Source organism: Sphingobium sp. R-21 (assembly GCF_049913335.1).
Lineage (GTDB): Bacteria > Pseudomonadota > Alphaproteobacteria > Sphingomonadales > Sphingomonadaceae > Sphingobium.
In genome coordinates, this window is record NZ_CP184375.1 from 377501 (window position 1) to 397514 (window position 20014).

Annotated in this window: 15 protein-coding genes and 2 rRNA genes (1 of these 17 only partly in view); 12 read left to right on the forward strand and 5 right to left on the reverse strand. The window is 64.5% G+C overall.

What is annotated here, in order from left to right:
- Together ACN9MX_RS16515 and rrf are read left to right on the forward strand one after the other, a co-directional pair.
- A 23S ribosomal RNA gene (locus ACN9MX_RS16515) occupies positions 1–867 on the forward strand (it extends 1934 nt beyond the left edge of the window).
- Between the two features lie 119 nt (positions 868–986).
- Positions 987–1101 (forward strand): 5S ribosomal RNA (rrf, locus tag ACN9MX_RS16520).
- 354 nt (positions 1102–1455) lie between these two features.
- On the opposite strand, the gene ACN9MX_RS16525 is transcribed toward rrf, so the two are convergent.
- The 3 genes from ACN9MX_RS16525 to ACN9MX_RS16535 form a co-directional block, all read right to left on the reverse strand.
- On the reverse strand, positions 1456–2193 hold the full coding sequence (locus ACN9MX_RS16525; protein ID WP_363829578.1) for a DUF3142 domain-containing protein: 738 nt from the start codon (positions 2191–2193) through the stop codon (positions 1456–1458).
- Positions 2194–2196: 3 nt separating this feature from the next.
- A complete protein-coding gene (locus ACN9MX_RS16530) occupies positions 2197–4350 on the reverse strand; it encodes a hypothetical protein (RefSeq protein WP_363829580.1) in 2154 nt (717 codons plus the stop codon).
- A 201-nt stretch (positions 4351–4551) separates the two neighbouring features.
- On the reverse strand, positions 4552–4857 hold the full coding sequence (locus ACN9MX_RS16535; protein WP_426387720.1) for a hypothetical protein: 306 nt from the start codon (positions 4855–4857) through the stop codon (positions 4552–4554).
- 35 nt (positions 4858–4892) lie between these two features.
- On the opposite strand from ACN9MX_RS16535, the gene ACN9MX_RS16540 reads away from it, so the two are divergent.
- Genes ACN9MX_RS16540 through ACN9MX_RS16555 form a run of 4 tightly spaced genes read left to right on the forward strand, consistent with a single transcriptional unit; the run spans position 4893 to position 9025 of the window.
- A complete protein-coding gene (locus ACN9MX_RS16540; RefSeq protein ID WP_363829584.1) occupies positions 4893–5423 on the forward strand; it encodes a Csu type fimbrial protein in 531 nt (176 codons plus the stop codon).
- Between the two features lie 14 nt (positions 5424–5437).
- Positions 5438–6175 carry a fimbrial biogenesis chaperone gene (locus ACN9MX_RS16545; protein WP_363829586.1) on the forward strand — a complete coding sequence of 246 codons (738 nt, stop codon included), beginning with the start codon at positions 5438–5440 and terminating at the stop codon, positions 6173–6175.
- Positions 6176–6233: 58 nt separating this feature from the next.
- Positions 6234–8552, forward strand: a complete 2319-nt coding sequence (locus ACN9MX_RS16550; protein ID WP_363829589.1) for a fimbria/pilus outer membrane usher protein — start codon at positions 6234–6236, stop codon at positions 8550–8552.
- Positions 8549–9025 (forward strand): Csu type fimbrial protein, encoded by a 477-nt coding sequence (locus tag ACN9MX_RS16555; RefSeq protein ID WP_363829591.1) that lies wholly within the window; start codon positions 8549–8551, stop codon positions 9023–9025. The genes ACN9MX_RS16550 and ACN9MX_RS16555 overlap by 4 nt, the downstream gene beginning before the upstream one ends.
- Before the next feature lie 10 nt (positions 9026–9035).
- Here ACN9MX_RS16555 and ACN9MX_RS16560 read toward each other — a convergent pair whose 3' ends face one another.
- Positions 9036–9932, reverse strand: coding sequence for a PAS domain-containing protein (locus ACN9MX_RS16560; protein WP_363737421.1), 897 nt, complete (start codon positions 9930–9932; stop codon positions 9036–9038).
- A 325-nt stretch (positions 9933–10257) separates the two neighbouring features.
- On the opposite strand from ACN9MX_RS16560, the gene ACN9MX_RS16565 reads away from it, so the two are divergent.
- Entirely contained in the window at positions 10258–12243 is a 1986-nt protein-coding gene (locus ACN9MX_RS16565; RefSeq protein ID WP_363829593.1) for a YadA family autotransporter adhesin, read from the forward strand.
- The gene (locus ACN9MX_RS16570) at positions 12218–13024 is read left to right on the forward strand and encodes an OmpA family protein (protein WP_363755784.1); all 807 of its coding nucleotides are present in this window, start codon (positions 12218–12220) and stop codon (positions 13022–13024) included. The genes ACN9MX_RS16565 and ACN9MX_RS16570 overlap by 26 nt, the downstream gene beginning before the upstream one ends.
- 33 nt (positions 13025–13057) lie before the next feature.
- Here ACN9MX_RS16570 and ACN9MX_RS16575 read toward each other — a convergent pair whose 3' ends face one another.
- Positions 13058–14587 carry a vWA domain-containing protein gene (locus ACN9MX_RS16575; protein ID WP_363829595.1) on the reverse strand — a complete coding sequence of 510 codons (1530 nt, stop codon included), beginning with the start codon at positions 14585–14587 and terminating at the stop codon, positions 13058–13060.
- A 254-nt stretch (positions 14588–14841) separates the two neighbouring features.
- On the opposite strand from ACN9MX_RS16575, the gene ACN9MX_RS16580 reads away from it, so the two are divergent.
- From ACN9MX_RS16580 to ACN9MX_RS16595, 4 genes are all read left to right on the forward strand, one after another.
- Positions 14842–16458, forward strand: coding sequence for a DUF4153 domain-containing protein (locus ACN9MX_RS16580; RefSeq protein WP_363829598.1), 1617 nt, complete (start codon positions 14842–14844; stop codon positions 16456–16458).
- An 11-nt stretch (positions 16459–16469) separates the two neighbouring features.
- Positions 16470–17180, forward strand: coding sequence for a response regulator transcription factor (locus tag ACN9MX_RS16585; RefSeq protein WP_363829600.1), 711 nt, complete (start codon positions 16470–16472; stop codon positions 17178–17180).
- Positions 17153–18751: a HAMP domain-containing sensor histidine kinase gene (locus ACN9MX_RS16590; protein ID WP_426387721.1), complete on the forward strand. Its 1599-nt coding sequence runs from the start codon at positions 17153–17155 to the stop codon at positions 18749–18751. Before ACN9MX_RS16585 ends, ACN9MX_RS16590 begins: the two co-directional genes overlap by 28 nt.
- Positions 18752–19001: 250 nt before the next feature.
- A complete protein-coding gene (locus ACN9MX_RS16595) occupies positions 19002–19997 on the forward strand; it encodes a sterol desaturase family protein (protein ID WP_363829605.1) in 996 nt (331 codons plus the stop codon).
- Positions 19998–20014 lie beyond the last annotated feature (17 nt).

Here is a 20014-nt window from a genome sequence, read left to right on the forward strand (position 1 = left end):
TGAATTCTCCGTGAAGATGCGGAGTACCCGCGGTTAGACGGAAAGACCCCGTGCACCTTTACTGCAGCTTCAGAGTGGCATTAGGAAAGAACTGTGTAGCATAGGTGGGAGGCTTTGAAGCGATGACGCCAGTTGTCGTGGAGCCATAGGTGAAATACCACCCTGTTGTTTTCTGATGTCTAACCTCGCACCGTTATCCGGTGCAGGGACCCTCTGTGGCGGGTAGTTTGACTGGGGCGGTCGCCTCCTAAAGAGTAACGGAGGCGCGCGATGGTGGGCTCAGGACGGTTGGAAACCGTCTGTTAGAGTGCAATGGCATAAGCCCGCCTGACTGCGAGACTGACAAGTCGAGCAGAGACGAAAGTCGGTCATAGTGATCCGGTGGTCCCTCGTGGAAGGGCCATCGCTCAACGGATAAAAGGTACGCCGGGGATAACAGGCTGATGATTCCCAAGAGCTCATATCGACGGAATCGTTTGGCACCTCGATGTCGGCTCATCACATCCTGGGGCTGGAGCAGGTCCCAAGGGTTTGGCTGTTCGCCAATTAAAGTGGTACGTGAGCTGGGTTCAGAACGTCGCGAGACAGTTTGGTCCCTATCTGCCGTGGGCGTCGAAATTTGAGAGGAGTTGACCCTAGTACGAGAGGACCGGGTTGAACATACCTCTGGTGTACCTGTCGTCCTGCCAAGGGCGCAGCAGGGTAGCTATGTATGGACGGGATAACCGCTGAAAGCATCTAAGCGGGAAGCCTCCCTCAAGATAAGATTTCTTCGAGCGGTCGTAGACCACGACCTTGATAGGCCGGATGTAGAAGTGTGGTAACATATGGAGCTAACCGGTCCTAATTGCTCTGATCGCGCCTGAGAGTCCCACCATCAATGACAACACTGGATATTCCAGCAAACGTCAGCAAATGTGGTGATCAAACAGCCAGATAATCTGCACGGAAAACATCGATTAAAAAACGAAGCGCAAGCTCTATTGCTTGGTGACCATAGCGTCTGTGACCCACCCGATCCCTTCCCGAACTCGGACGTGAAACCAGTCTGCGCCGATGGTACTGTGGCTCAAGCCCCGGAAGAGTAGGGCGTCGCCAGGCATTATAGCTCGCGCTTCAATACCCATCCACAATATCTGCTTCACGCAAGAAAGCCCGCCCGCAACGGCGGGCTTTCTTGCGTCTGATACCCCAAAATCTAGAGCGTTTTCACTATGAGCGGAAACGCTCTGGTCTTTTGATGCCATTTTCCGAGCCCTTGGCCGTAAACGGTCAATTCGAAAATAGTCGAGCGCGGGTTCCGATCTGATTGAACCAGATTGCCGCCTTGGATTCCTTTTTTGCTGTGATTTCTTAACCAGCGATCGGTTCCGATCGCTTGGAAATCGCTCTAACAGCCCAAGACCAGCCTCAAACCGCCTGATGCGACTGCCCTTCCACGAAAGACCAGGAAGATCAGCGTTCCTTGGATCCAGTGCGGGACAGCAGGAAAACCACATAGCCCTTGAACTGTGGATGGCGTGACAGCATCAGCGGTGCCTGCCAGCTTCCTCCCTCGACCAGCGCGACCCGGAAGGGGATGGGAAAGTCCTTCATCCGGCGGAAATAATCCTCATAGCCGGGAATGGTGCTGCGTCCCTGATAGGTCTGGATGACCACCTCGTCGATCAGTCCTGCCAGTCGAAGCAAGGCATCTGGGTCGCCATGCGCGCTCCAGTCCATCAGACCCGTGATCGACAGTTTCCAGTCCTGCGGCAAGCGTTTGCGCAGATCGTGCAGGAAGCGCGCATAGCCGTCGATGCCTCGCGTGGCGGCATCGAAATCGACCTGAAGCCCGACGACTTCATTCCCTGCCGCCCGCCAATGCGCCAGATCATCGAAGATCGCGCTGTAAACGGCGTCATTCCAATCCAGCCGATCCGCCCTGACGACCAGCCAGACCTTTTTGCCCGGCAGGCGCGGCGTGCCCATGCGCAATCTTTCCATGCGGGCCGTTCCGCCGCGCCGGACCTCTCCATCAAGAAGATAGAGGATCCTGGCATGAACATCCCGTGTCGGACGTATGCCGGGCCAAAGGTAGAAGGCGTCATAGGCCGCCGGAACGACCTTTCCCGCGTCCGTTTCCGCCTCCTGCCGGCAACCGGCCAGCGCCAGGAACGCCAGCAGCGCCATCGTGCCTTTGCCCGCGCCCATATCTCACCAATAATAGCGCAGCGACCTGGCCCATCGACTTTGCGGATAGCGTTGCTTCAACTCCGTGAACCAGGCCTTCCGATCGGCCTGGGGCGCCTGCGCCGCATCCATTTCTTCCGAGGTCCGATAGGGACCGGCGCAGCCATTATAGCCGGATGGCGAATAGCACATGACGGCGCGGTAGAGGGCATAGGCCCGGTCGTCGGGCGCCGCTCGCCTGTCCGCGATGATCGCGGCGTAGATATCCGAGCGTGAGAGGGAACGGCCGGAAAATCCGTCCGGCCCGCTGCCGAGCATGGACCTGTCCTCGCTCGCATTGAACAGGCCGAACCCGTCGAAACCGTTCAGCCGGTAGAAATCGCCCAGGCACAGCCGCGCCTTTGCATCGCCGGGCGACTTAGCCAGTGTCGCGGCGATCTGCGCTATGCTGGGGCAAGGAAAGCCGTCGGACCATTGCCCGGTTCGGAACAGCCCGGTCGGGATCCTGTCCTGCTGGGAAAAGTCCCATAGTCCGCCTTCGCTCCCCGCATTGGCGGGCACCAGAGTCAGATCGTTGCCGAAATCGCCAAAGGCACCCCTTGTCAGATCCTTGTAGAGCAGGGTGAAACGGGCCACGTCCCGCTCGCGCGCGGGACGGGTGCCATCCCTGGCCGTCATGCGCAGGATGGCGGGCGGCGCCAGGGTTTGCAGCAGGATCGTCCGGGTCATGCTGTCCGTGATCGGCGATCCGGGGGCGAAGACCTGCTCCACCCGTCCGTCGCGCTGCCAGCGAATGGCCAGCCCCATTTCAACCAGGGGCCGCTCATAAAGCGGGCTTGCTCCCTTCAGAAGGTCGCGCCAGAAACCCGCTTCATTGGGATCGCGCGTCCGGCCGAGGGCCATGCCGCGCAGGACCTGCCGGCTGAAGGCGAGGGGCGTGAAGCCGCTGCTGCGCGCCGCATCCGGCAGCAACGCCAATATCGCCTTCGGATCGTCTCCACCATAATAGGCCCGGCTGGCCTGAAGCAGTCCATAAAGATCAGGATGGGCCGCAAACTGCCTCTTCTGCGCCGTCAATTCGCTCGCGGAAAGAGGAGCGGGATCGGTATTCTGCCCCCGCATCTGCTTGAGATCGGCGACCGCCAGCAAGAGCGGTACGCCGTTCTGACTGCCGATGATCCTGCCCGCATCCGGGCGCTCCAGCAGCTTGATATCGATTTCCTCGGCCAGGTCGGCTGCCGCTTCATCGTCGCCGGGCATCGTGGCCACCAGCTTTTCGTAGCTCTGGACAAGCGCCGCCATGTCTCCGCTCAGCCATGCGACGCGGCGCGTCAAGCCTTGTGCCGACGTGGCATAGCGGCCCTTGGGATAGGCCTTGAGATAGGCGCCGATGGCGTCGCCTGCCTGCTTGACCGCCGCCGCATCGACCTTTTCCGGCCCGGCAAAATCGCCATATTCGTCCACCGCCTTGGTCACCGCCGCGCGCAGGCCGATGCGGATCGGCATATATTGGGCGGTTTCCGCGACCCATTTGCTGCGGCTGCGCGTCAGCGAAGCAAAGCCCTGTCGCGCGCTTTGCCAGTCGCCCTTGTGGAAGGCGTCGGCCGCCTTCAGATAGGACAGATATTCGCGGCCGAGCCTGGTCGAGATCGGCGCATCGTCCCAATGGGCGGCATCGCAGCCGGTCCTGGCGCGCAGCCCGGTCAGCTCGGTCTTTTCGGCTGCCGGCAGGTCCGTCTCGACCGCAAGCGCGGCGTTGAACGCGGCCACGCCATCCGGGGAAACCGCGCAGCCGGCGGCATCGCCATTGCCCATGGCGCTGCTTTCCTGGTCCTTCTCCCCCGCTTGTGGCCAGAAGGCTGCGCGCAGGCCGGGCCATGTCATGAAGGTACGGCCGAACTGCGGATTGTTCACATCGCCGTCGGCCCCGGCGCGATCGCTGTTCACGGGTTTCAGGCTGCGCATCAGCAGCAGGATGTTGATCCGCGTATCATTGCCCGGACTGATCGCCGCCCGCCCGCCGCAATCATAATCGGGCGAAGCCAGTTGCCAGCCCGGCGAACAGGAGGAGTCGGCGCAGGCCCAGAGCGCGCCGCCCAGGCCGATCCCCGACAGCGACAGCAGGAGCAGCGTGACGGCGACCGGATGCTTTCGCGGGAAGGTCAAATTCTGGCCCATGGGAATTCCTGCCGATCATCTTCTGTCTTCATCCGGCCCAGACTGAACAAAAGATCGCGTCCAGGCAATCAGGAACGCAAGGGCAAGGGGCAGGTCGTTTACGCCACCTTCGCCCGCATGAGGAGGATGGTTCCGATCGACAAGGCAGGGGTAGTGGTGATTGCGGGTGGATGCTGCGTCGAAATGCCTCCACGACGCGCGTCATCGGGTGCCTTGCCGGGGCAATGGCAGAACAATCATCGCGCATTGAGAACTGATAATGACGAACTGAAAACAGTTGAAGCGGACAGGCAATGGGTGAATGGCGAAGAATATTTCAGATCTGAAAATTGTTTTCAGATCATGTTTGTATTCCGGAGTCACCGAAGACTGTAAAGGATAGAGGATGCGAATATCCGGTTTGCGCCAATTCGGGAAGATATCAAAAATGGCTACTCCAAAGGGTATATATCCTTTAAAAATCAGCTCCTTGGGCGTCAAATTTCCTTCTTCTCCGGGCATATGCATGGTTTCGCTAACGCTTTTCTAACCTTCTGGATGCAATGTTGATGCAGATTAAGGCGTATCGACTTCAGCGGACGGGGATCGTCATGCGCAAATATTATGCGTTTATCCTGCTGGCTCTCGTGCCAGGCAAGGCAGCGGCGACAGACGCCACTACGACAATGGGTGTTTCCGCGACAGTGTTGAATGCCTGTCTTGTCTCGGCCACGGACATGGCGTTTGGAAGTTACGATCCGACATCGGCAACGCCGAAGGATACGACCAGTACCATAACAGTGACTTGTACGCCGGGAACAGTATTCAACATAGGTTTGAATGCCGGAAGTACCGGTGGAGCGACAGTGTCCACGCGCCAGATGCTCAATGGCGCCACTCCCCTGGACTACGGATTGTACAGCAATACGGGACGCAGCACCAATTGGGGAAATTCGGTTGGATCGGACACGGTGTCGCAGACCGCGTCGACCATCCTGCCATCGGCCTTCACTGTTTACGGCCGCATTCCGGTCGGGCAGAGCGTGGCTGCGGGGAATTACGCTGATACGGTGACCGTAACCGTCAGCTATTGAAGGCGGATTTCGTCATGACAGGATCATGCCATGGTGCCGGACCCGCGCGGGTTCTGGCGGCGATAGGACTTTGTGCGCTTTTCGGGATGGCGCAGGCGGTGGACGCCGCGACGCTGCGCATTTTGCCCGTGCGGATCGAGATGGCCGCCGACAAGCAGTTCTGCTCGCTTACCATTTCCAATGATGACGCGACCCCTGCGACGGTCCAGATCAGGGGCTTTGGCTGGCGCAAGGATGCAAGCGGCGCGGACCAGCTCGACCCCGTTGACGGCCCGGTCGTCAATCCCTCCATCGTCAGCATCCCCGGCGGAGCGAGCAGGCTCGTGCGATGCAGCCTGCCGGCGCGCACTGGACCGCGCGAGGAAAGTTACCGCCTGATCATCGATGAACTGCCGACGGCTACGACCGTGCCGGGCACGGTGCGGGCATTGCTGCGCATCAGCATGCCCATATTCCGCGCACCCCCCGGTGCAGCGCCTTCGCTCCGCTGGTCCACCGCGAAGGTCGCCGACGGAGGATGGACGCTCAGCCTGTTCAACCAGGGCGACCGGCATGTCCAGGTGACCGGCATGACCCTTCGCACCGCCGCGGGCGGAGACGCGATCGCGCGCGTCGACAGGGGCTTCTACCTGCTGGCGGGCGGGCGCATCGACCTTCCGGTCCAGCCGCCGGACGGCCGCGCGGTCGCCACCGTCCAGGTGGAGACGACCCAGGGACCGCTCACCGCCCGCCCCGCAGCGTCTGGGCAGTGAAGGCGCGCAGCGGATGTCGCCCGCTCCGGCATGGCCTGGCGCAAGGCAGGGGCTTTCGATGCTGGGTAGGGCGCTCATCCCGCTTTGCCTGCCGCTGGCGCAGCCGTCCGCCGCGTCCGATCTTCCCATGACGCTCGCCGTCATGGGCAGGCCCGGCGACAGCCAACGCCCGGTGCCCGTGGGCGTCATCATCAACGGCCAACCGATCAGCGATACCGGCCTTGTCGTGCTGGACCGGGGCAGGCTGTTCGTCCGCCAGGACGTGCTGCGCCAATGGGGCCTGCAAAGGGCCGTGCCACTGCAGCGCATCGAGGTGGAAGGAGCGGATTACGCCCTGCTGGACGGCATGGACGGCCTTTCGGCGCAACTCGACAGTTCAGGCGGCACCTTGCTGATCGATGCCGCGCCCTCGCTCTTTTCCCCCACCCATGTCGGTGCCGAACAGCGCGGCCGACCGGTCATGGCGCCGGTGCCGCTGCAATATGTCGGCTATGACCTGTCGGTCGCGCGATGGGGGCGGGACTGGGCCGCTTCCCTGCTGCTGGACGCCGGCCTGTCGGGCGCCTGGGGCGTCGCCGGTACGACGGCGCTGGTGCAGCAGGGCGTGGATGGTCCGGCTGCGGTGCGTCTCGACAGCAATGTCATCCGCGACTTTCCCGATCGGCGTTTGCGGCTGGTGCTTGGCGACACCATGACGCGGGGGGCCGACTGGAACCGGCCGGTCCGTTTCGCCGGGCTGCGGCTGGGCACCGACTTCTCGCTGACGCCTGAGGCCGTGACCTATCCGCTGCCCCGGCTTTCGGGCTCTGCGGCGCTGCCCTCGGTCGTTGATCTGGCGGCGGCCAGCAGTCGCCAGAGCATGGCGGTCCAGCCCGGCGATTTCCGGATCGATTATCAGCCGCTCTTCAACGGCGCGGGCGAGGTGACGATGACCATCCGCGACGCGACCGGCACCGCCCGTGTCGTCACGCAGAGCTTCTATGCCAGCCCCCGGCTCCTGCGCGAGGGGCTGGACGATTTTTCGCTGGAAGCGGGGTTTCTGCGCAGGAATTTCGGGGAAAGCAGTTTTTCCTATGGCGCGCCGTTCGCCGCGGGTTTCTGGCGTCATGGACTGGCGGCGGGGATGACGCTGGCTGGACGGGGCGAGGCGAGCGAAAAGGTGCAGATGGCTGGGCTGGGACTTGGCGCGCTCCTGTCCTCCTGGGGCGAATTGTCGCTGTCGGCCGCCGCATCGCACAGCCGCGACGGCGACGGCCTGATGTGGCGGGCGCAGGTCCAGCGGATCACCCCGCATTATTCGGTGACGGCGAGCTATATGGAGGAAGATGCGCATTTCACGCAGGTCGGAGAGGATGAGCGGGCCGCCGCGGGACGTCGGGAACTGGCGGTCGCGGGCAGCATCAACCTGGGCCGCCGCGGCAGCATCAATGCCCATTATCTGGAAAGCCGGAGCGATGGAGACCGTTTCTCCATGGGTTCGCTTTCCTATGCCGCTGGCCTGGGCCCGGCCTGGATTACGCTGGGCGCGCGGCGGACGCGCCTCTCGGAAAGCCGGACCAGCAGTCTTTTCGGGTCGCTCACCCTGCCGCTCGGCGCGCGTTCAAGTGTCGGCCTGTTCGCGGATGGCGGGCGTACCGCCGCCAGTTTCAACCAAAGCCCGCCGCCCGACCAGGGGTGGGGCTATCGCATGCTGGCGTCGCGCGGGTCCGACGCGCCAACGCAGGTGGAAGGCGGCGTGACATGGCGCACCGCGGCCGGCGATCTCGACCTTTCCGCATCGCATATGGGGGGAATGGAGGGCGTGCGTTTCCAGGCCCATGGCGCGCTGCTGCGGGTGGGGGGACAGATCGTCGCCGCGCCGCAGCTCGACTATGCCTTCGCGGTGGTGGACGTGTCGGCCGATCAGGATGTGACGGTCTTCTTCGAGAACCGGCCCGTCGCGGGTCGGGCCGGGTCGGGCAGGTCGGCGATCGTCGCGGGCCTGCAACCCTATGCCGCCAACCGCATCGCCATTGATCTGGATGCCTTGCCGATCGATACCCTTGTGACCGCGGCCGAGCAGGTGGTGGTGCCGGGGTACAGGCAGGCGGTGAGGGTCAGCTTCGGCGGCCCGGCCGCCCGGCCACTGACATTGCGGCTGGTGGACGGCAGCGGCCTTCCCGTTCCGGCGGGGCTGACCGTAACGCTGGAGGGTACGTCGTCGGGCATTTCGGGGCATGATGGCGAAATCTACCTGGCCGACGCGCAGGACGGGCAGGAAATCCTGCTGGCGGGGCCGGCCATCGCGTGCCGCGCGACCGTTCCGACGAGGCGGGCCGACGCCGGTATCTCGCAATCGGCGCCTCGTGCCTGCCTGCCCTATCAGGAGGGGAAATGATGAAGCTGATCGGATGGACGCTTGCCATTTCGGCTGGCCTGGGGCTGGCAAGCCCGGCCTGGGCCTGCACGCTTTGCAGTTGTTCGGCATCGACGACGGGGATCAGCTTCGGCGGCTATGATCCCACCGCCTCCGCGCCCAGGGATGGCGCGGGCAGCGTGACGCTGAGCTGCACAGGGGTGATCTCGCTGGCCGGCACCATTGATATAGCGATCAGCCCCGGCCTGTCGGGCGATGCCCTGGCGCGCCAGATGGCGCAGGGCAGTGCGCGGCTCAACTATAATCTCTACACCACCGCCAGCCGGACCACCATTTGGGGAAATGGATCGTCGGGGACCAGCACCGTGACCGCGTCATTGAACGGATTGCTGTCGTTCAGCCAGACCGTCCCCGTCTATGGCCGAATAGCCGCGGGCCAGTGGCCCCAGGCGGGGGCCTATGCCGACAGCCTGATCGTCACGATCACATATTGAACCTTCGGCTTCAGCTGCCCGCGTCCGCCGCCACGGGGCCGATCATGAAGACGCCCTCCCTCTGGCCGGAGGCAGACAGAAGCGGCACGGCCTTGACCTGGACGAGCTGGCTTTCGCCATGGCCGCCCAGCAGCCTCGCCCTCATGCCGAACGGCTTGCCGTGGGTGAGAAGTTCCTCGACCGCATCGTTGATCGCGCCGCGCGCGGAAGCATCGAACAGGGTCGCGAAGCGGGTGCCGGCCAGCCGGCCTTTCTCGGTCCCGACCAGCGCCGCAAGTGCGGGTGAGATGTCGGTGATGACCGACCGGACGTTGAATGCGCCGCGGGCAAGGCCGGGCAACCCGTCGATCAGATCCTCATAGGCCGCGATCTGCGCATCCTGCGCGCGCAGCGTCACCCGATCGGCAATCTCGTCGACCAGCACGATGAATCCGCCCGGAAAGGCCGCGGCCTGCACGCGATAGACCAGCGGCGGCGGTCCCGCGACATTATGTTCGAACGTCTCCGGCACGCCGGTGTCATGGACCCTTTCCAGCGCGCGCAACAGGAAGTGCGCGTCCGAACTCTCCAGCATCTGCGGCAGGAACAGCTTGCCGACATGCTTCTCGCTGATGCCCAGCCGCCGGCGGGCGGCGAGGTTGACCCGCACCGGCTTCAGATCCCGGTCGGTCAGCAGGACCTGGGTCGGAATCATGTCGAGCAGGATTTCCAGCTGCGCGCCCTGGTCGGGGCCGGTGGATTGATCGCCCGCCAGCCGATGGAACAGGTCCGTCGCGATGAGCGTCAGCCCGACATGCCCATGGTTCATGATATGGACGGGTTCGGTCATGGCCTGGCGCGAATGCACGGCAAAATGCCGAATCAACGCTGTGGCGGTGACCACTTGGCCGGGCGGCAGATCGTCCACGGACTGGCTCCCCTTTGCCTCCATCCCTGTCGATATCGGTATTATATGTTCGAAGGGGTGTAAATCATCAAAACGGAATCGTAACGATTTTGTCTTTGCCGATCAGATATTTCCTCGACTCGCCCATCCGCCTTCGGAAAATGCAGAAGGGCCAGACGGGCAAGATGGTTCCAGCATAATGCGCAGATACGAATTTTGCGTAAAATCCTGTCCTTTCGCCTTCGCGCGGCCTTAGCGGCGACGCCTCCATTCTGGCCTGGGGACATCGCAAAGCCTGATCGAGCCGTCACCGGGATGATCAGGCCTGCCTTCAGGGGGCGGATCTATGGACCGAGGGGCGAAATGGCATCGAACCGGGACTGCCGGAAGCATCAGCCGGGGGAAGGGCCGCTGGGCTTGGCTGGCGGGCGCCGGCCTGATCGCCGGCCTGGCGCCAGGGATGACCGCCCATGCCAATGTGGTCAGCGCCTGTTCGGGCGTCAGCCTGCCGAAATCAGTGCTGACCGACACGATCGGCGATGTCATCACGCCGGTGCTGGCGCCGGTTGAATCGACCCTCAGCACCCTGACCTTCGGGACGGTTGATCTGGGCATCAACGCCGCCCTGGCCAACGCGGCGGCAGGCGCGCCGATCACCCTCAACGTTCTGGACGTGAACGGCAATGCCGTCGACCTGCTGTCGGACCCGACATGCGAAACCACGTCCGACAGTTTCAGCCTGACCACGCCCAAGGGCATCTCCTTTGGCGGCAACAAGATCACCGGACTGGGCACGCCGGGGTCCGAAGCCAGCGCGGGCGAGCTGGACGCCATCGCCATCGGCAATCTCGCCAGCACGGCCACGGGCGCCTATGGGGCGATCGCGATCGGCGCGGGCGCGTCCGCCACCCATGCGGGCAGCGTGGCGCTGGGTTCGGGATCGCTGGCGAACGGCATGACGCTGAACCTGCCCGCCTTCCTGATCGGCGGCACGGCCAGCGCGGAAGTCAATATCGGCGGCCGCCGCCTGACGGGGCTGGCGGGCGGCGCCGATCCCGGCGACGCCGTCAATGTCGCCCAATTGCAGGCGGTGAACGATGCGCTCGGAACGCTTGCCGGCAATGCGGTGCAATATGATGACGGCACCAGGACGCAGGTGACGTTGCAGGGTTCGGGCGGCACGCGCATCACCAATGTTGGCGCGGGGGCGGTGAACAGCACCAGCAGCGACGCGATCAACGGTTCCCAGTTGCAGGCGACCAACAATCTGGTGGCGCAGAACAGCGCGGCCATCACCCAGTTGAGCTATGACCTGGCGGTGCTGAACGACCTTGCCGTCAAATATCAGGACAGCAGCAAGGCCACCGTCGTGCTGGGCGGCGCGGGCGGCACGACCATAGCCAATGTCGCGGCCGGCAGCGCCCCGACCGACGCGGTCAACCTGTCGCAACTGGGTAGCGGCGGCGGAGGGACCGGCGGTGGAGGCGGGGGCGGCGGCGGCGGAACTGGCGGAGGCGGGACTGCACCGCAGGACGCGCTGCCCTATGATCCGTCGATCCAGGCCTATAATGCGGCGCGCGGCGGCATCGACCAGACGATCAGCGGCGTTGCCGCCGGTGAGTTGAGCGAAACCTCGACACAGGCGGTCAACGGTGCGCAGCTTCATGCGACCAATGTGCAACTGGCCTATAATCTGACCGCGATCACCGAGCTTCAGCAAGGGCGCGCAGGCTATCTACAGGTCAATAACAGTTCCGGCTACGCCACGCCGGTCGCCAGCGGCGCGGACAGCATGGCCGCCGGCGCGGGCGCGGTCGCCTCCGGCAGCGGCAGCCTGGCGCTGGGGACGCAGGCCCAGGCGATCGCGCCGGGCAGCGTCGCGCTGGGCTATGCTTCCGTCGCGGACCGGGCCAATACGGTATCGGTGGGCAGCGCGGGGGCCGAACGGCAGATCGTCCATGTGGCCGACGGCATCGCGCCGACCGATGCGGTGAACCTGCGCCAGCTTCAGGGCGGGATGGCAGGGGCGGTCGACAGCGCCAACGCCTATACCGACATCCGCTTCAACCTGATCAATGCCGGCCTGCGCGACCTGCGGCGCGACGCGGAGGGGGGTACCGCCGCCGCCATGGCGATTGCCGGCATACCCCAATTGTCGGAGGCGGGTGGCGGTACGCTGGGCGTCGGCGTCAGCACCTGGCAGGGGGAACATGCGATCGCCATGGGAATATCGAAGGTGTCGGACAATGGCCGCTTCATCATCCGGGCTTCAGCAGCCTATAACAGCCGCAATCAGGGAGGCGCCAATGCGGGCATGGGCATTGCTTTCTGACCGGCGGTGGATCGCCCTGCTGGCGCTGGCCCTGCATCCATGGCCCGGCCATGCGGCGGAGCCCCAGTTCCTGCCGGAAGTTGCGCCCCTGTCGGAATTTCCCGACGCGGGCAGCGCGACACGGCGCGAGGGCGTCTTCCTGCCGCCGCAGGCGCCGCGCCTGCTGACGCCCGGCATGACGAAGCGGCAGGTCTATGCCCTGTTGGGCGTCCCGCATTTTCATGAAGGCCTGCTGGGTGAACGGCGGTGGAACTATATTCTGGACTTCTACACCGGGCAGGGGACGGAATATCGGATCTGCCGCCTGCAATTGCGCTGGGATCGGCGGATGCGGCTGGAACGCATCGCCTGGAGCGACGCGTCGTGTCGCGACATGGTCTATCCTCCCGCGCAACCGCAGGCCGCCGCCGGACCGCTGCCACCTCCGGTTCCGGCGGTCCGGCCCCGGTCGCTCACTGTCCATTTCGATTTCGACAAGGCCGCTCTCAGTGAAGAAGCGCAGCGCGACCTGGCCGCCTTCATGACCGAAGCAGGCCCTGACGGCGGGATGCTCTCCGTCACGGGCTTCACCGACAGTGCAGGGCCTGACGCCTATAATGATCGGTTGAGCCTGATGCGCGCGGACAATGTCGCCAGGCATCTGGTGGCGATGGGCGTGCCGCTGTCGAAGCTGCAAATTTCCGGAGCCGGGGAGCGATCCCCGGCCCGATCATCCGACGGTCCGGCGAAAGAGCCCCTCAACCGGCGCGTTCTTCTGGAGTGGACGGCGGGCGCCGGTTGACGCCGGGAGGGTTGCTGCCGGGCGGCGGAAAATTCACCGCAGCCATGCATCGCCGTCCCGGCCGGCCGACCGCGCAAGCTGGACGAATTCCTGCCGCCAATAGTCATTCTGGCCGCCGGCGAGCCGGGCGATGTCGGCATAGCTGTAGTCGCCCAGCCGCGTGTCGCCGCGCAGCCTTTGTCCGAAGGCGGCGACCGCCACGGCAAAGGCCATGTCGCCCCGCGGCCTGTTGGCGTCGGCAAGGAGCGAGGCGGCAACCGGACGCTCTATCAGCCGGCTATGCGTCTCTTCGGGCAATTTGTAGCGCAGGCGGACGGTGGCGAACTCGCTGTTGTCCGCCGCGGGAGGGAAAGGCGCGCGATTGCCGGCATATCTGCGCGGAGCGACCCAACCCGCTTCGCCGGCCGGGACGATCTCGTACAGCGCCGTCACCTGATGACCGGCGCCGATCTCGCCCGCGTCGACACGATCATCGGCGAAGTCCTGTTCGGCAAGGCCGCGATTCTCATAGCCGATCAGGCGATATTGGCTGACCAGGGCCGGGTTGAACTCCACCTGTACCTTCACATCCTTCGCGATGGTGAAGAGGGTGGAGGACAGTTCATCGTCCAGCACTTTGCGCGCTTCCATCGCGCTGTCTATGTAAGCGTGATTGCCATTGCCCAGGTCGGCCACCGCCTCCATCATCGCATCATTGTAATTGCCCTGCCCGAAGCCCAGGGTGGTGAGCGTTACGCCGTCGTCCCTGTTGCGCTTCACCATCTCTTCCAGGCCATGCTGATCGGACAGGCCGACGTTGAAGTCGCCATCGGTCGCCATGATGATGCGGTTGATGCCCCCCGGAATGAAGTGGGCGCGGGCCAGGTCATAGGCACGTGCCAGGGCCGGGCCGCCAGCGGTCGAACCATTCGCGTCCAGCCCGTCCAGCGCGGCCTTGATCTCCGCCGGATCGTGGCTGCCCTCGACCAAGGTTTCGACGAACCCGGCATAGGTGATGATGGATATGCTGTCGTCCGGCCGCAGCGCGTCCGCCAATATGGAAAGCGACTGCTTGACCAGAGGCAGCTTGTCGGCGTCCTGCATCGAACCGGACACATCGACCATGAACACCAGATTGGCGGGCGGCCGTTGCGACCGGGCGACGTCATAGCCGCGCAGGCCGATGCGCAACAGTCGCGTGCCGGCATTCCACGGTGTCGTCGAAACCTCCGTCGTAACGCTGAACGGCGCCGAGCGGTCATCGGGCAGCGGATAATCATAGCGGAAATAGTTGATCATCTCCTCCGTGCGCACGGCTTCCGCAGGAACGGCCTGGCCGCCCAGCAACATGCGGCGGACATTGGCGTAGGCGCCCGTATCCACATCGACCGCGAAGGTTGAGACCGGCTCGGCCGCGACCTGGTGGATCGGGCTGACAGGATGACCGTCATAGCGCTCGTTGCTTGCGGCCGGACCGGCATCGTTGACGGCTTCATAGGCGACGGAACCGCCGGGAGCCTGGCCGCAGCCCGCGAGCAGGAGGCCGGGCAGAAGGGTGAGGGTGATCGCCAGATGTGATCGCATGCGCGTTTCTCCACTGTTTCGATAGAGAGAAATAGGGGCGGCAAAGCGAGGCTTGCAAGCGACGAATCGATGGTGAACGGCACGCATCGATGAGTGTCGAGGCCGGGGTTCGTATCTTTTCGGCGGAATTCCGTCCTTCTCGCGGTGGCCTGCACATTTTCTGCACCGGAACTGCGCCGATTATTGATCGGCGGCTCTCACCGATCTGCTTGGGACAGCGGCATTCTGGCACGGACATTCAGGGAGAAAGACTGATGCGCTACTCCGCCGCGCGGCCGTCCCTGGCCGCATCATGGCCCCTCTTTGCCCGCTTTCGCTGGAAGCTGGCGCCTGCCTTGCTGATCGTAGGGACCGGGGACTGGCTGTTCTACCAGCGGCATCTATATGGCGGCTATCTCGGCTTTTTCGCGCTGGCCGTGCTGGGCGCTCTGCTGGCGGGGCGGCCCGTGCTGCGGCGCGAAGGCGGGGCCTTGCTGGCGATGGCGGCGGCGGGGCTGTTCGCCTTTGCCCTGCTCTACGACGCAAGCCTGCTGGCCTGGACCCTGTTCTGGGCGGCGGCGGGGGTGGCGGCTTTGATCCCGGCAACGGCGCGCTTCGACGATGGCTGGCGCTGGTTCCAGCGGCTGATCTGGTTTGGCTTGCGCGCGCCGTTCGGGCCGCTGATCGATCTGAAGCGCATCTTGAAGCTGCGCGCGGCGGGACGCGCAGGGGCCTGGAGCCTGCATGCGGCGCTGGGGACGCTGGCCTTGCCGGTGATCGGCAGCGCGGTGATCCTGCTTCTCTTTTCCGCGGCCAATCCGTTGTTCGAGCAATTTTTCTCCTCGCTGCTGCTGCCGGACCTGTCGCCTGAATTGATCGTCAGACTGGCCTTTTGGGGGGTGTTGTTTGCGATGGCCTGGGCCTTGCTGCGGCCGCGCCTGCCCCGGCGCCTGCTGCCGGCATTTGATGGCTGGAACGACCGGCGCCTGCCGGGCGTGTCGGTCGCTTCGGTCACGCTGTCGTTGGTGGTCTTCAACCTGATCTTCGCGCTTCAGAACCTGATGGATGTCGCCTGGCTCTGGGGCTGGGCGCCGATGCCCGCGGGCATGACCATGGCCGGCTATGCCCATCGCGGTGCCTATCCGCTGGTCGCCACCGCACTGCTTGCGGCGCTGTTCGTGCTCGTGACGCTGCGGCCCGGATCGGAAACGGCGCAGAATCGGGTGGTCCGCAGCCTGGTGATGTTCTGGATCGGACAGAATGTCTTTCTGGTCGCATCGTCCATGCTGCGCACGGCGGATTATATCGAAGCCTATTCACTTACCCGGCTCCGGATCGCCGCGCTGGTCTGGATGGCGCTCGTCGCCTTCGGCCTCGCCGCGATCTGCTGGCGGCTGCTGCGGGCGCGAAGCGCGGCATGGCTCATCAACGTCAATCTGGCGGCCGCCGGGCTGGTGCTGGGCGTGATCTGCTTTGTCGATCTGGGGGCGGTGGCGGCCCAATGGAATGTGCGTCATGCGCGGGATGTCGGTGGACAAGGCGTAGCGCTGGACCTCTGCTACCTGCGCCAGTTGGGCGATTCCGCGCTGTTGCCTTTGCTGTCGCTGGAGCAACGGACCGACCTGCGACCTGATTTTCGCGAGCGGGTGAGGACGGTGAGGATGGACCTTCATGCCAGGCTGGCGCGGGAACTTGGCCAGCGCTGGACCCTGCTTGGGCAGCGGCGGCTGGAAATGGCGCGGACCATGACGGCGGCGATCGGGTCTGTCGCCGTCGATGCGGGAGCGAGGGATTGCTCTGGCGCGCTGATTCCGCCCGCGGCGGCGGCTGCACCCAATGGGAATGTTGGTCCGCAGACGGATCGCGCGTTGACAGCGGAGACGGGGAGATGATCCTATGCCCCATGCCCAGCACGATCCTGATCGTCGACGATGATCCCCATATCCGCCAACTGCTCGTCTTCGCCTTCGGCAAGGCGGGGCTCGGGACGATCGAGGCCGCCGATGGAGAGGCTGCGCTGGCGGAGGTCGAACGGCACGCGCCCGACCTCGTCATCCTCGACATCAACATGCCGCGCATGGACGGGCTGGAGGTCTGTCGCCGACTGCGGGCGCATAATGACGTGCCGATTTTCTTCCTGTCCTCCCGCGATGATGAGATCGACCGGGTGCTGGGCATAGAGCTTGGCGGCGACGACTATGTGGTAAAGCCCTTTTCCCCGCGGGAGGTGGTGGCGCGGTCCATGGCGATCCTGCGCCGCACCTCGGCCCGGCCGCCGGCGGCGGAGGCGATTGGCACGATCCGCCATGGGCGGCTTGCCCTGGATACCGAAAGCTGGTCGGCGCATTGGGGCACGGAGGAGGTGAGCTTGACGGTGACGGAATTCACCATATTGCGCACCCTGCTGGCCATGCCCTCCCGCATCTTCTCCCGCGACCAGATCATCGATCGGTTTCGTGGGCCAGGCTTTGCCTTGACCGATCGGACGGTGGACAGCCATGTCCGCAACCTGCGCCGCAAATTTGCCGATGTCGGCGGCATCGACATCATAGAGACGCGCCCCGGCATCGGCTATCGGCTGGGCGGATGCAACGGGACGGCGCCGCCTGCATGAGCGCGGCGTTGAAGGCTTGGATCGCCCGGCATTGGCCGGTCTTGCGGTTGCGCACGATCCTGCTCGGCACCCTGCTGTTCGTGGCGGCGCTGCCGGGATTGGGGGCGATCTTCCTGCGGGTCTATGAAAATGCCCTGGTGCGACGGACCGAGGCGGAACTGGTGGCGCAGGGCGCGGCGCTGGCGGCGAGCGCGGCGGTCGTGGGGAGCGGCATGGGCGCCGATCACGCCGCGGCTGCCTCGCCGGTGCGCTATCATGACCGGATGACGGAGGTGGACCTGCGTTCTTCCCCGATCCTGCCGTCGCGCCCCCGGGCGGCGGCGACGCGCGTCGGCCCTGATCGCGCCGCCCTTGCGCTTGCGAAGCGGATGATGCCTGCCTTTGCCGAAACCAAGGTGACGACCTTGTCCTCGATCCTGATGCTGGATCGGCACGGCATAGTCCTGAACGGCCCGGAAGGCGGACGGAGCCTGGCTGCCCTGCCGGAGATCAGGGCAGCACTCGGCGGCAGGGCCGTGACCGTGCTGCGGAAGAATGAAGGCATCGCCACCCATTATCCGCTGGAATGGCTGAGCCGGGCGGCGGGCATTCGCCTGCACCATGCCCGACCCATCAGCGTCGATGGGCAAGTGACGGGCGTGCTGCTGGTGTCGCGCTCGCCGCGCGCCCTTTCCCTGGGGCTATATGAGGACCGCGGCAAGATCGTGCTCGGCGTGGTGGCGATTTTCCTGATGCTGGTGCTGCTGTCGGCCATATTGTCGCGCGCCATAGTCCGCCCGATCGAAAGCCTGAGCCGCGCCACACGCGATCTGGCATTGGGCCGCCGCGTCGCGCCGCGCCATCCCTCCCTGCAGGTAGTGGAAATCCGGGCCCTCTATCGGGATTTCGAGCAGATGGCCCAGAGTATCGAAAAGCGATCCCGCTATCTGCGCGACTTTGCCTCTTCGGTCAGCCATGAATTCAAGACGCCGCTGGCCGGCATCTCCGGCGCGATCGAACTGTTGCAGGATCATGGGGCCGACATGGCGCCCGCCGATCGGCAACGCTTCCTCACCAATATGGCGGCCGATGCCCAGCGGTTGGCGCGGCTGGTGCGGCGGCTGATGGAACTGGCACGCGCCGACGTGCTGGTGGGCGAAAGCGATGCGCGAACCGATGCCGCGCCATTGCTGGCGTCGGTGGCGGATGCATTGTCCGCAGAGGATTTCGTCATCAACCTCCGTCTGCCGCAGGACCTGCCGCCGCTGAAAGTGGACGCCGGGGCGCTGGAAGCCGTGTTGACGACGCTTGCGGAAAATGCGCGGCAGGCGGGGGCGTCGCGCCTGGACATCGACGTCGCCTTGCGTGAGGGCGCGGCATGGATCGACTTTGCCGATGATGGGCCCGGCATACCGCCGGGGGACCGGAGCCGCATCTTCGACCTTTTCTTCACCACCCGGAGGGGAGAAGGCGGGACGGGCCTTGGCCTCGCCATCGCCCGGTCGCTGCTCGACGCCTATCATGGCGAACTCCACCTGCTCCCAACAGCGCGCGGCGCCGGTTTCAGGCTTGTGGTCGGCACAGAAGGTTGAAGCGGACCGAGGCGCGATTCAGCCGGTCAGCGCTCCTGGTCCATCATCCAGGCGGCATCAGCGGGAATAGCCGGGCGCGGCCTAAGGCATAGACCCCATCTATGGGATATATAGCGGAATGACCTCTGGCGTGATGGGGGCGGTTTCGCGAACCTGCATCGACGTCATGCGCACGGGGGCGGGACATGGTCCTCGTCCTGGAGCGCGCCGTACAGGACCCGCAACGGCCGGGCAGCGATGTGAGGACGGTATGGACGGAGTTCGGGTAGGTAAAAGGATCATAGGCGCGCAGGCGCCCGTCGTCGTGGGGTGGGAAAACATACCGCGCGTGGAAGGAGGACCGTTGAAGCGGTTCGTCTTCACCTGGTTCCAGCCCAGCTTGCTGTTCGCGCTGATCGCCTTCTGGTATTATGCGCCCAATTCGATCGCCAAGGCATCGACCGCCATCGGTATCGGCATCGGCGTCAGAATCCTGTTGCTCGCGCTTGAGTGGGTGAACCCGCGCCACGCAAGCTGGCGCCTGACATGGAAGGAACTCGCCAGCGATCTTTTCTATGTGGGGCTTGGCTATACGCTGCTGAACCTGGTGGAACGCTATATCGGCAGCGATGTCGTGATCGAAGCGGTGCAGCATGATTTCGACTGGGACAAGCTGGCCTGGTTCACGGGCCTGCCCCTGCTGCTGCAGGCGTTGCTGATCTCGTTCATCTTCGATTTCGGCCAATATTGGATGCATCGCGGGATGCACAACTGGTATCCGCTGTGGCTGACCCATGCGCCGCATCATTACATCACCCAGTTGAACATCAACAAGGGCGCGGTCGGCAATCCGGTTGAACTGTTCCTGATCGGCCTCGGCATAGGCGGTTTCTTCGACTTCCTGCCCCGCGCCGCCCTGCTCGCGGGTACATTGGGCCTGGCCGTCGGCACCTACCAGCATATCAATGTCCGCTTCAACTCGCCGCGCTGGTGGCGTTTCCTGTTCAATACGACGGAACATCACAGCATGCACCATTCGCAGGATTATGAAGCCACGCGCAGCAACTATGCGAGCACCTGGATCGTCATCGACCGCCTTTTCGGCACCTGCGTGGATGGCGAGGCGGAACTGCTGGGCATGGAGGGCGGGCGCAAGATGTCGATCGCCGAAACGATGACCTATCCCTTCACCGAGGGCTGGAAATCGCTGAAAGAGCGTTTCGGCAAGGCGCGTTCCGCCCCGGTGACCGCCCAGCCGGCCGAATGATCGACCCCCGGTGCCTG